We start from the raw sequence: 12,755 nt of genomic DNA, 5'->3' as shown, positions 1-12,755 counted from the left end.
AAAAAATGAAAAAGAAAATAAAAAAAATTGTGCACTTGTTTTTGGATCCAATTGTAACCCGTTTAGGTTATGTGAAATCTGCCGAAGTACAAATTAAGAGTGCTGAATCAGATAAGAATAATTTATTGGAGACTTTTTTTTTAAACTTAAAAAAGATGGGGTTTAGCCCAAAACATATTGTTGATGTTGGCGCAAATCATGGAACTTGGACAAGAGAAACGCTTAAGTATTTTCCAAATGCCTATTATACTCTTTTGGAACCCCAGGAATGGTTAAAACCTTCTTTGCAAGATTTGTTGGATACTAATGATAAAATCACTTTTAATGCTGTGGGGGCTGGTGCAAAGTCAGGGTTTTTTAATTTCACAATAGTTGATAGGGATGATAGTTGTTCCTTCCGTTATACTGAAGAAGAAGCAAAGGCGAATGGCTTTAAACAGGTTGAAATTCCTATCGTTACCTTGAACGAGTTGAATGAAAAGAGTAACTTGCCCATTCCTGATATTGTTAAAATTGATGCGGAAGGATTGGATATCGATGTTTTAAAAGGTGCCAACTCACTTTTTGGGAAAACAGAAATATTTATGGTTGAAGTAGGGGTTGTAAATAAAGTTTTTGATAATAGTTTTTTGAAAATGATTAATTTCATGGATGAAAATGGATATAGACTTTTTGAAATAACAGACTTAAATCGCCCTTTTCAGCCTAAAGTGCTTTGGTTAGTTGAACTAGCGTTTGTTAAAAAAGGAGGTGTAGTTGATAGCTATACAATTAATATTTAAATATGATTAATGTTACCAAAACTTTTCTGCCTCCTTTGGAAGATTACCAAGAGCAATTACAGCGAATTTGGCAAAACCAATGGTTAACCAATCGTGGTATGTTGGTTTTGGAGTTAGAGGAAAAGCTGAAAAACTATTTGTCAGTATCCAATATAATTGTTACAAATAATGGTACAATTCCACTACAGATAGCATTGAAGGTGTTAGGGAATTTTGGAGAAATTATCACAACACCCTTTAGTTACGTGGCTACAACAGCCTCTATAATTTGGGAAAACTGTCAGCCTGTATTTGTTGATATACATCCTGAGTATTTAACCATAGATGAGACAAAGATTGAAGCAGCAATAAATGATAAAACAACAGCTATCCTCGCGACTCATGTTTTTGGAAATCCGTGTAATGTTGAGGCAATAGATGCCATTGCACAAAAACATAATTTAAAAGTGATTTATGATGCTGCTCACGCTTTCGGTATTACATATAATGGAAAATCTATTTTTGAATATGGTGATGTGAGTACATGCAGTTTTCACGCCACAAAATTGTTTCATACTGGTGAAGGAGGTGCCTTGTTCACTAAAGATGAAAAGTTACATCACCAACTGTTCTACAGCCACAATTTTGGGCATAATGGCCCCTTGAATTTTCATGGATTGGGTATTAATGGTAAAATATCAGAGTTGCAAGCGGCTATGGGGTTAAGTGTTTTGCCTTACATGGAAACTATTTCGCAAGAACGAAAAAAGGTAGTGGATTTTTACAATCAAAACTTAAATAAGTCAAAACTTAGAGTTTTAAAAATAAGAGAAAATTCACAATGGAATTACAGTTATTATCCAGTAATTTTTGAAAATGAAGCTATGTTGTTGAAAGTACAGGAAAGTTTAAATAATGAGAATATATTTCCCAGACGGTATTTTTACCCTTCTCTAAATAAAGTAGAGTATGTAAAGGCTCCTGAAATGAAAGTTTCTGAAAGTATCGCTTCATGTATATTGTGTTTGCCATTGTATGTCGGCTTAAGTACTCTTGAATTAGAGCGAATTGTTTCATTGATTAATTCAAATGTGAAATGAGAGTTGCTATAATGCAGCCTTATTTTATGCCATATATTGGCTATTTTCAATTGATTAATGCAGTAGATGTATTTGTTATTTATGATGACGTAAATTATATAAAAAAGGGGTGGATAAATAGGAACACTATTTTAGTGAATAATAAATCCTTCCTTTTTAGCGTGTCATTGAAGGACGCGAGTCAAAATAAACTCATAAATGAAATATCTGTTTCCGATGTAAATAAATGGAAAAAAGACCTTTTGAAAACCTTAAATCTATCCTATAAAAAAGCGCCATTTTATGAGGACGTTTTCCCGATGTTGGAGAGAATAATAAGTTTTGAGGAATCGAACTTAGCTGCATATATTATGTATTCTATACAAGAACTTTGTGATTACTTGAAAATTGATACTCAATTAGTAAGGTCTTCTGAAATCGGAAAGAATAATGATTTGAAAGGGGAGAGTAAAATTATAGATATATGTGTTAAATTGAATGCATCTGAATATATTAATGCAATTGGAGGGATGGAGTTATACACTAAAGCCCATTTTATGGAAAAGAAAATAAAATTACATTTCTTGAAATCCGAAAACATTGCTTATAAACAATTTAAAGATGAGTTTAGGCCATGGCTGTCTATTATTGATGTAATTATGTTTAATTCAATAGAAGAGTCTAGGAAGTTTTTAAATAAATTCGAATTAATTTAATTATGAAAAAGCCTTATAGTAAAATAATTTCCCATTACGAAAAATGTTTGGAAATACATGGAGACAATCATTTGGGGGTCGATTGGCCCAAAATTGAGGATGTGGATAAAAGATATAAGGTAATGTTAGATATAATCAAGTTCGATGAACAAAATCTAAAATCTCCAACAGTATTAGATTTTGGATGTGGTACAGCGCATTTGCTTGAGTATATTATTAAAAATCAATATCAAAACATTCAATATTCAGGACTCGATATTTCTCAAAAGTTTGTGGATATTGCTCAAAAAAAATTTCCTACAGTTGATTTTTATTGTTGCGATATTTTTGAGACTAAATCTAATATGCCTACTTTTGATTATATCGTGATGAATGGTGTCTTTACAGAAAAGAGAGAGTTGACTTTTGATCAAATGTGGGATTATTTTACAAAATTGATAATCTTAGTTTATGAAAAGGCTTCTAAAGGAATTGCATTCAATGTAATGTCAAAAAGTGTGGAGTGGGAAAGGGAGGATTTGTTTCATGTGCCACATGATCTTTTGAGTGAGTTTTTATGTAAAAACTTGACACGCAATTATATAATAAGAAATGATTATGGCCTGTATGAATATACTGTATATGTTTTAAAAAAATAAGCAATATGGCTAAAGTTATAATATTCGGAATTCAGGATTTTGCTGAATTGGCACATTATTATTTAGAGAATGATTCGGAACATGAAGTGGTCGCGTTTTGTGTAAATCAACAATACATGCCTGAAAATACCTTTTTTAAAAATCTGCCTATAGTTGCCTTTGAAAATATTGAAAATGTATATCCTTCCTCTCAATATCACTTTTTTGCTCCAATGTCACCCCAAAAAATGAATAGGTTAAGGGAGCAAATTTATAGTGAAATAAAATCTAAAGGATATGAATTCATTAGCTATGTAAGCAGTAAGGCAACATTGTTTGGTAATCCTATTGGTGATAATTGCTTTATTCTGGAAAACAATACCATACAGCCTTTTACTACTATCGGAAATAATGTGATATTATGGAGTGGAAATCATATCGGGCATCATTCAGTACTAAAAGACCACATTATGTTTACATCACAAGTGGTTTTGTCCGGTCACTGTGTGGTAGAAAACTACTGTACTTTGGGGGTTAATGCGACAATTAGAGATGGTGTGACTATTGCTGAAGGAACATTTGTCGCCATGGCGGCTAGTATTATTAAAAATACAGAACCATGGGGATTATACAAAGGTAATCCTGCTGTTAAGTCGGAGAAATCAACAAAAGAACTGTAAAATGTGGATAAAAAAAGGTAATATTTTCAATGTGGATGGGGCTTTTGATTGGAATAAAAGTCATGCACAAGTACCTGTTGCTGATTTGTTGGAAGACCGAATTAGAATTTATTACGCTTCTAGAGATACATTGGGTAGAAGTAATGTTTCCTACATAGAAGTTGAAAAATACAACCCGGAAAAAATAATATATAAGCATACCAAGCCTCTTTTTGAGCTAGGTAATTTAGGTGCATTCGATGATTCTGGAATTATGCCCTCTTCGATAATTACCCTTGGTGATAAGAAATATCTGTATTATATCGGGTGGACAACAAGAGGTACAGTTCCGTTTCAGAATGCGGTCGGATTGGCAGTAAGTGAGGATGGTGGTGCAACTTTTACCAGATTTTCTGAAGGACCAATAATTTCAATTAACTTTATTGAACCCTATTTTTCCGGAACTTCATTTGTTTTTTTTGAGGATAGTTTGTTTAAAATGTGGTATTTGTCATGTATCAAGTGGGAAAAAATAGAGGGTAAGGCAGAACCAATTTATAATATAAAATATGCTGAATCTCCCGATGGAATCAAGTGGAATCAAACAGGTAAAGTAGCTATCGAATTAAAAAATGATGAAGGAGGTTTGGTAAGCGCATCTGTGATAAAAGAAGAAGGGAAATACAAGATGTGGTTTGGTAAAAGGAAGAAAAGTGATTATAGAAATAATGTCGATAATAGTTATAAAATTGGATATGCAGAATCCTCTGATGGTGTTGATTGGGTAAGAAAAGACAATGAAGTTGGTATTGAAATTTCAAAAGAAGGATGGGATTCCGAAATGATGTCTTATCCCTATGTTTTTAAAAATGACAATGAACTGATAATGCTCTATAATGGTAATGGATTTGGAAAAACGGGATTCGGATATGCAGTTTGGGAGTAAAGTTCCTTTTTTAGCCATTTGGATGGTTACATATAATCATGAACAGTTCATTCAACAGGCTGTTGAATCTGTTATGATGCAAAAAACCAATTTCAATTATAAATTATTTATTGGGGAAGATTGTTCAACTGATACTACGAGACAAATATGTAATGAGCTGAAGGAAAAATATCCTGACAAAATCGAACTTTTTTTAAATGAAACAAATATCGGAGGGACTCAGAATGCTCTGCAAATTTACAAAGAGTGCTTTGAAAGTGGGGCTAAGTATATTGCTATGTTGGAAGCAGATGACTATTGGACCGATCCTCATAAACTCCAAATACAAGTCGATTTCTTAGAAGCTAATCAGGAGTATGTATTAAGTTTTCATCAAGTACAAGTTTTACAAATGGATGGGGATTTAGTTGAAGATTCAATTACGACTATTCCTAACAATTATGAAACTGTAGAAACTTTAGCAAAATTTGGAAACTATATTCACACACCATCTGTAGTTTACAGAAATTGCCTCAAGTCAATGCCAATTGAGTTTGCCCAAACCCCTATTGGTGATTATTTTTTGTATATGCTCCTGGCGCAATATGGGAAATTAAAACATATTGAAAAACCTATGGCTGTTTATCGATATGGAGTTGGAGTTTTCTCAGGGAATAATTCTGATGTCATGCTGTATAAGTCAATAAAAACATTCGTTTTAATCGCTTCTGCTTTAAAAGATAAAAAAGATATAGTAGCTATATTGCTCAATAGAATATATGGAAGTCTGAAATTCTTTAATTTTCATATTGATAATGGCACGCCAAGTTTACTTTTGCAACAATTGAATAAAGAAAAAGATAACGCTTTTTTGAAACAATTTCTTGTTTTATATCTGCCATTTGTTTCTGAAAAACTTACCGAAAAAAAGCTGCATATCGAAAGAAATAAATTGCAAACTTTTAAATATCATTTAAAAGGAATAATTAAAACGGTTATTAAGAGATAAGTTAGTTGTCGGTTGACTTTAATTAGTTTAGAATTTATTACATGGATGTAATTTTTTGGAAATCGAAGAGTTTTGTTTATAAGCTAAGGATCAGTAATCAATCCCATACTAAAAAAAGTGTGATCCCAATCGGTTGCGATTGTCACCCAGCTTATATGCTAACGAAAATGGAATTGAGAAAACAAAGCCTTCCTTTCGATTGGTTGGATACAAAAACAACAGTCGCTTTGCAATATGCTTTTGAAAATATCAGCAATTCTTTTCAGTTTTTTATGCACGAATTGGCCGTAAATGACCAGCAAAAAGTATTCGCTTCTTCCTATCCTGACGCTTTGTTTTATCATTTTGACGATTTGATTACAAATAAAGCATTAAGAGAGAAAATCCATCAGCGCTGTGAAAAATTACTTGAAATTTATAAAAGCAAAAACTGCTATTTTGTGCACAATACTACAAGTGTAAATTTTGACAGTAAAACAAAAGTAGAAGACTTTATTCTTTCTGTCCAAAAATTTATAACGCTTCTAAAACCTAAAGATGAATTATCAATATACTTACGTTGCGATGAGTCTGTCTCTGAAAATCAAGAGTATTGTAAGGCTGTAATCAAACGTGTAAATGAGTTGCCAAACTGTAGGATGATAACTTATGTTAGAGAACGTGAGAAATTTGGTATTTGGGGGGATGAGACAAAGTATGAAAAATTACTCAATGATTTAGGGATAGTGCGTAGTATAGGATGGCCCAAATTTAGAATTATTAAAAAGAAAGTTTTTTAGATGTTAGCAGTAGTTATTCCATATTATAACATCGCTTTCTTTGAAAGGACCATTCAATCGCTTGCTTCTCAAACAGACAAGCGTTTTCGTGTTTATATAGGTGATGATGCTAGTCCAAATAATCCTTGTGAAATCGTAGCAAAATTCCAATCTCAAATCGCTATTGAGTATAGAAAATTTGAAACCAATTTAGGTGCAATATCATTAGTGAAACAATGGCAAAGATGTATTGATTTAATTCAAAATGAAGAATGGATTATGGTTTTAGGCGATGATGATGTATTGGATCCAAATTGTATATCTTTATTTTATAATTGTATCGATAAGGCGAAATTGTCCGATTGCAAAGTAATTCGTTATGCTTCACAATATATTGATGAATATAATGAATTGCTCAAAGGTTATTTTCCTTATTATCATCCCGAAGTAGAAAAAGCCACAGATTCTTATTTCCGAAATTTAATGGGAGAATCTAGAAGTTCTTTATCAGAACATATATTTTTAAGAACAACCTACGAAAAGTACTTCTTTTATGATTATCCGTTGGCTTGGCATTCAGATGACAGAGCTTGGTTAGAATTTAGTGAGTATCAAAATATTTTTACCATTAATGAAGCTATGGTGTCGGTAAGAGTATCTCAAAACAGTATAACAGGTAAAAAGGATAATGTTGCACTAAAGAATAAGGCAACACTGGAATTTTACCAATTTTTAATAGCAAAAGAAACGGGCCAACATTTTACTAGGGATCAACGGGAGTTTTTAATTTTAGAATTTGCTCATAAACTAAAATTAAACAATACACTCAATTTTAAAGTTGCAATACAGTTGATTAACCAGCTTTTGAAATCCGGCTTTTTTCTGGCTACTTTGAAGTTATGTAACCGTTATTTTAGATTCAAATTTTATAAAAAATAATGATAGACTTTTCTGTTTCAGTAATCATGCCTGTTTATAATGCAGCAGCTTTTGTGGAAAAAGCTGTTCGATCTGCTTTAGCACTCGAAGCCGTGAAAGAAATAGTAATTGTCGAGGACGGAAGTCTAGATAATTCATTGCAAATAATTCGAAAACTTCAAAATGAAGACGATAGAATTAAAATATATCAACATCTTAATAATAGTAATAAAGGACGATCTGCTAGCCGTAATCTGGCTCTACTTAAAGCGACACAACCCTATATTTCGTTTCTAGATGCGGATGATTTTTATTTGAACAACCGATTTACGGTAGATGAACTACAATTTAAGTCGCAACCAAATATTGATGGAGTTTATAATGCAATTGGAGTTTGTTTTTACAGAAAATCAAATGCTGATGAGCAAAGTGAATTGGAAATGACAACGGTGACAGAATCCATTGAACCAAATGAACTGTTTGAATGTTTACTTCACGGTAAGAAAGGGTATTTTTCCATTGATGGTTTAACAATAAAAAAAGATGTTTTACAGCAAATTGGTTATTTTGAAACTCATTTAGTGGTAGCTGAAGATACAGATTGGCTTTTGAAAATGGCAATGGGTTGTGTATTGGTTTCGGGAGAGATCAAAGTCCCAGTTGCTATGAGAGGGGTACATGAAACGAATGTGTTTAATCAGGATTCTGTATATAAACAGCACAGAGATGCGATGTATAGGTCAGTTATTGGATGGGGATTGAAACAGAATCAGCCGAAAAGGAATATTGATTTGTTGTTGAACTTTCTTTTTTATTACCGCAACAAAGAAAAGTATACATTACGAACCGAGATGAAATATTGGTTCAACTTAATCATAAAAAATCCTAAATTAGTTGGTTCATCATTATGGATTAAATACTGTCCAATAATTAGGCAGAGAAGAAAACTTTTCCCATTTTTGTTCAGATAAAAAGCAAAGTCTTGAACCCAATAATTTCTATTATCATTCCGAGTTATAATAAAGCGAGTTTTATAAAAGATACTCTTCAAAGTGTTTTGAATCAGAGTTATTTGAATTGGGAATGTATAATCATTGATGATGGCTCGACAGATGATTCGGAACTAATTATTAAGGATTTTGCAAACTCTGATCCTCGTTTTGTTTTTTTACCAAAAGATATAAAATTACCAAAAGGGCCTTCTTCAAGCAGAAATTTAGGAATTCAAAAAGCAAAAGGTGAATTTGTCCTTTTTTTAGATGCCGATGATTTGCTTTCATCGGATTGTCTTGAAAATAGGATGAAATACTTCGAAGAGAATAAAGACAATGATTTTCTTGTTTTTCAAATGCAACGTTTTCAAACGCAACCCGATTATTCTGTAAAAAGGATAAAATTTGATATTTCTGAAGAATTAGTCTTACACTCTTTTATTCATTTGCACGGGGTTTGGGCAATAACTAGTCCAATCTATAAAACGCAATTATTGAAATCAGTCCGTGGGTTCGACGAAAAGCTAACGAATTTTGAAGATTTTGAATTGGCCGTTAAAGTCATATTGAAATCAGGACGGTATAAATTTTTTGACATTGTCGATTGTTATTACCGAAATGATGAAGACTATGTGAAAAAATATTCCAATTCTAACGCTAAACTAAGAATGCTGGAGTCATTTTGTACCTTTATCCAAAGTATTGATGCTTTTCTATTAACTGAGAAAATTGATGACTTCAAAAAAATAAAAGTTAAAGGTCTGATCGTTAGTTCGTATAAAAAATTATTCAAAGGGGTTGTTATTGAAGATGTCAAACTTTTAGGTAATCAAAATAAACAGATTTTAAATATTTTGTCTCAAAAGAACTATTTAAGTCAATGGCAAAGTATAAAGTACAATTTTGTTCAGCGGGTGTTGTTTCAATTGTACTTCGTTAAAGGGATAGGTTTGTTTAAATTAATGAAAATAATTTACAAGTAAAAGGTATGAGTGAATTCACTTTTAAAAATAAGACAGTTGTTTTTATCATTAAGGTTTGTTCTTTGGCTGGTGCAGAAAGACAGGCTTTAGGCTTGGCTGCTCATCTGAAGGAAGTATACAATTGTAAAATCCATTTTGTGGCTACTCATTCTGATTCGCAAACAGATGAGTTTAGAAAATTTGCTTTAGAATGTGAGGTCGATACTATTGAATTCTTTGGAACACCTTCATTAGCCATTCGAAAAGGATTTAATTACAAGAATTTTAAGAAAACACTACGTGCCTATTTATATTTGGCAAAAGTAAAAAGAGGAATAAAGAAAATGCAACCGGATGTTATTATTCCGTATATGAACTTTGCATCAAAATTGTCAGCCCTAATCTATAAAGACGTGGGAGCTAAGTATACTTTTTGGCATGAATTGGGCGAAAGTGATAATTATTATTATGATAAACTTGAAAAAAAGGCGATTCAACAAATTCCTTTTATCTGTGCTAATGCAGAAGACGGTTTTACAACATTTATCACAAAATACGGCATCAAAAGAGAAGATTGTCATTTGTTAACGCAATACGTTTCATTCAAAAGGGTTGATCATAATCCAATAGATGTAAAAAAAGAATTTAATATTCCGGAAGAAAGTATAGTTTATGGAATGATAGCGCATTTCAGAGATCAAAAACATCCAGAACTATTGATGGAAGCTTTTAGTAAAATGGAAAGTGGAAAGAATGTACATTTATTGTTTTTAGGAAATAAAGACAATGACGCTTCTACACTCGCCAAATATGAAAAATTAGTGGATTTATCAGTGCAACTGAATATTCAAGATAAAGTAACGTTGCTTTCGGGAAAATCAGTTGAGAAAGTATTAAGTTGTATTGATGTAGGGGTACTGGTGTCAGAATTTGAAGGAGCTCCAACAGTTTTAATGGAGTATATGTTATACGGAAAACCAATTATAGCCACAGATCACGTTGGATGCAGATTGTTAATGGGAGAGTCTGATTTTTTAATCCCTAAAAATGATGTAGTTGCTTTGGAAAATAAATTAATTACATTGTTTGAAAATGAAATGCTCAGAAAAAAGATAGGCGACCAACACCTAGAAATGGTAAAGAAATACAGTTTGGAAAATTATTGCTCAAGATTAAAAGCACTATTTGAAAAATATTCATAGATGAAAATACTTTTCATTTCCATGCCCTCAATACATGTTGTCCGTTGGATTGAAAATCTATCCGGTAGCGGCCATGATTTGTATTGGTTTGATATCCTGGACAGAGGCGAAATGGAGGTTTCGGTCCCAATCACTCAAATTACCGGATGGAAGAAAAGAAAACTGCCTCACGTTAAAGGGGAATATTTTCTTCGAAAAAAATTACCCGCGCTGTATCATACTATTCAACCTTTTCTAGAAACAACCGTTGATGAACAGTTGACTAAAATCATACATCTAATCCAACCGGATTTGGTGCATAGTTTTGAAATGCAAAACTGTAGTTATCCGCTGTTGAAAACAATGCGTCAATATCCTAAACTGAATTGGCTGTATTCCTGTTGGGGTAGCGATTTGTTTTATTATCAGAACTCTAAACGGGATCTGCCACAAATTAAGGGCGTTTTAAGTCGAATTAATTATCTTCATACCGATTGTGAAAGAGATTATAACTTGGCATCGAGCCTGGGATTTGAAGGCGTGTTCTCCGGAGTAATTCCTGGGGGTGGAGGCTTTCATTTGGATAGGTTTGAATCGAGTATAATGACACATGAAGATCGAAAAATAATTCTTGTGAAAGGATATGAACACGGAATTGGCAGAGGCTTAAATAGTGTCAAAGCACTTCACGAGCTATTATATGATATAAATGAATTTGAGGTGGTTGTATTTGGTGCACATCAATCTGTTACGGAGTATATAAAGGAAAATAACTTGCCTTTTAGGATTTATGACCGAAATGCATTACTTCATTTAGAAATAATAGCACTAATGGGGAAATCGGTGATTTATATTGGAAATAGTAGTTCAGACGGAATGCCAAATACGCTTTTGGAAGCAATTATCATGGGGGCATTTCCAATTCAATCCAATCCAGGTGGTGTGACAGCAGAAATAATAGACAACAGTAAAAATGGTTTATTGATAAACAACCCCGATGATATTCAAGAAATAAGGATTAAAATTAGTCAGGCTTTAAAAGATGATGAATTGAAGAGAAAGGCTTTTGAAATCAATCAACAAATAGCAACAGAAAGACTCGATTATCAAATTATTCAGCAAAAAATAGTAGCTTTATACCACCGAATTGAAAATGAATTATGCGAATAGGCTATAATCCGAATAAAGATAAATTACTGGATAAATCGGACTATTTTCACCAGGTGATAATCCCGGTGTATATTCCAAATCAAGTGGGGTACTTTAAAGACAGTCTGCAAATCTTAAAATTGTGTCTGGAGTCTCTTTTTAAAACGAGTTATAGTCAAACCTATTTTACCGTTGTTAATAACGGAAGTTGCACCGATGTTAAGGATTACCTGGATGATTTATACCACAAGGGAAAACTTCAAGAGGTAATTCATACCACGGGTATTGGTAAACTAAATGCAATTCTTAAAGGATTAATAGGGCATCAATTTAAATTGATTACTATAACCGATGCTGATGTTTTGTTTCAAAATGAATGGCAAAAAGCTACTTATGAAGTTTTTGACGCTTTCCCAAAAGCAGGCTCAGTTGCTACAACACCCAATTCTAGGATGTGTAAATATTTTACTTCTAATGTGATTTTTGATAGTTTCTTTTCAAATACAATCAAATTTACTGAGGTTGTCAATCCACAAGCAATGGATATGTTTGCTAAAAGTATTGGGTCACCAGGTCTTTTTGATGAGCTGCATTTGAATAAATATCTTACTGTTGAAAAGAATAAAAAGAAAGCAGTTGTTGGATCTGGACATTTTGTAGCAACATACAGAGGTGATATTTTTGATGCTATAAAAATGAGGTATTCATCATTTAGTCTAGGTGGCACTAGTGAAACTGATTTACTTGACAAACCAGTTGTAGATAATGGATATTGGAGACTATCAACATTGGATAATCATACGCTGCATATGGGAAATACTTTAGAAGAATGGATGGAGATAGAAATAGGGAAACTAAATGAAAATCATGAGTTTGTGCCTCCGCCTGTTTTAAAAAGTTGTACAAGCAATGCCCTTTCAAATTGGTTTAAAAACGGCTTGTTTTCTAGACTGATTTTCAGAAAAACATTGTGGGAACTGTTTCTGCAAAGTAAGGGGTTAACTAAAACGGAGTCCATTAGGTATTAAT

The 12,755-nt window shown here is 32.6% G+C and carries 14 protein-coding genes; all 14 read left to right on the top strand.

Translation table 11 applies throughout. From position 1 onward, the window contains the following. Positions 1-5 precede the first annotated feature (5 nt). Genes ACS8MM_RS07040 through ACS8MM_RS06975 form a run of 14 tightly spaced genes read left to right on the top strand, consistent with a single transcriptional unit; the run spans position 6 to position 12,754 of the window. Positions 6-782, top strand: a complete 777-nt coding sequence (locus tag ACS8MM_RS07040; RefSeq protein ID WP_379714632.1) for an FkbM family methyltransferase — start codon at positions 6-8, stop codon at positions 780-782. Positions 783-784: 2 nt separating this feature from the next. Beyond that, positions 785-1,861, top strand: coding sequence for a DegT/DnrJ/EryC1/StrS family aminotransferase (locus tag ACS8MM_RS07035; protein WP_379714630.1), 1,077 nt, complete (start codon positions 785-787; stop codon positions 1,859-1,861). Beyond that, a complete protein-coding gene (locus ACS8MM_RS07030; RefSeq protein WP_379714627.1) occupies positions 1,858-2,556 on the top strand; it encodes a WbqC family protein in 699 nt (232 codons plus the stop codon). Before ACS8MM_RS07035 ends, ACS8MM_RS07030 begins: the two co-directional genes overlap by 4 nt. Positions 2,557-2,558: 2 nt before the next feature. Next, the gene (locus tag ACS8MM_RS07025; RefSeq protein WP_379714626.1) at positions 2,559-3,194 is read left to right on the top strand and encodes a class I SAM-dependent methyltransferase; all 636 of its coding nucleotides are present in this window, start codon (positions 2,559-2,561) and stop codon (positions 3,192-3,194) included. A 5-nt stretch (positions 3,195-3,199) separates the two neighbouring features. Continuing rightward, positions 3,200-3,853: an acetyltransferase gene (locus ACS8MM_RS07020; RefSeq protein WP_379714624.1), complete on the top strand. Its 654-nt coding sequence runs from the start codon at positions 3,200-3,202 to the stop codon at positions 3,851-3,853. A 1-nt stretch (position 3,854) separates the two neighbouring features. Next, a complete protein-coding gene (locus ACS8MM_RS07015; protein ID WP_379714622.1) occupies positions 3,855-4,778 on the top strand; it encodes a hypothetical protein in 924 nt (307 codons plus the stop codon). After that, positions 4,735-5,766 (top strand): glycosyltransferase, encoded by a 1,032-nt coding sequence (locus tag ACS8MM_RS07010; protein ID WP_379714619.1) that lies wholly within the window; start codon positions 4,735-4,737, stop codon positions 5,764-5,766. Before ACS8MM_RS07015 ends, ACS8MM_RS07010 begins: the two co-directional genes overlap by 44 nt. A gap of 41 nt (positions 5,767-5,807) precedes the next feature. Then, on the top strand, positions 5,808-6,545 hold the full coding sequence (locus ACS8MM_RS07005; RefSeq protein WP_379714616.1) for a DUF1796 family putative cysteine peptidase: 738 nt from the start codon (positions 5,808-5,810) through the stop codon (positions 6,543-6,545). Beyond that, on the top strand, positions 6,546-7,463 hold the full coding sequence (locus ACS8MM_RS07000) for a glycosyltransferase family 2 protein (RefSeq protein WP_379714614.1): 918 nt from the start codon (positions 6,546-6,548) through the stop codon (positions 7,461-7,463). Continuing rightward, positions 7,463-8,413: a glycosyltransferase family 2 protein gene (locus ACS8MM_RS06995; protein WP_379714610.1), complete on the top strand. Its 951-nt coding sequence runs from the start codon at positions 7,463-7,465 to the stop codon at positions 8,411-8,413. The genes ACS8MM_RS07000 and ACS8MM_RS06995 overlap by 1 nt, the downstream gene beginning before the upstream one ends. Before the next feature lie 11 nt (positions 8,414-8,424). Next, complete coding sequence (locus ACS8MM_RS06990; RefSeq protein WP_379714608.1) at positions 8,425-9,417, top strand: glycosyltransferase family 2 protein; 993 nt, start codon at positions 8,425-8,427, stop codon at positions 9,415-9,417. A gap of 5 nt (positions 9,418-9,422) precedes the next feature. Further along, complete coding sequence (locus ACS8MM_RS06985) at positions 9,423-10,598, top strand: glycosyltransferase family 4 protein (RefSeq protein WP_379714606.1); 1,176 nt, start codon at positions 9,423-9,425, stop codon at positions 10,596-10,598. Next, a complete protein-coding gene (locus tag ACS8MM_RS06980) occupies positions 10,599-11,747 on the top strand; it encodes a glycosyltransferase (RefSeq protein ID WP_379714604.1) in 1,149 nt (382 codons plus the stop codon). It abuts the gene before it with no gap. Next, the gene (locus ACS8MM_RS06975; RefSeq protein ID WP_379714602.1) at positions 11,738-12,754 is read left to right on the top strand and encodes a glycosyltransferase family A protein; all 1,017 of its coding nucleotides are present in this window, start codon (positions 11,738-11,740) and stop codon (positions 12,752-12,754) included. The genes ACS8MM_RS06980 and ACS8MM_RS06975 overlap by 10 nt, the downstream gene beginning before the upstream one ends. Position 12,755 lies beyond the last annotated feature (1 nt).

This window comes from Flavobacterium sp. MAHUQ-57 (genome assembly GCF_051908335.1).
Classification (GTDB): domain Bacteria; phylum Bacteroidota; class Bacteroidia; order Flavobacteriales; family Flavobacteriaceae; genus Flavobacterium.
Note: the sequence above shows the minus strand (reverse complement) of the source record. Positions and strands in the feature narration are given on the sequence as shown.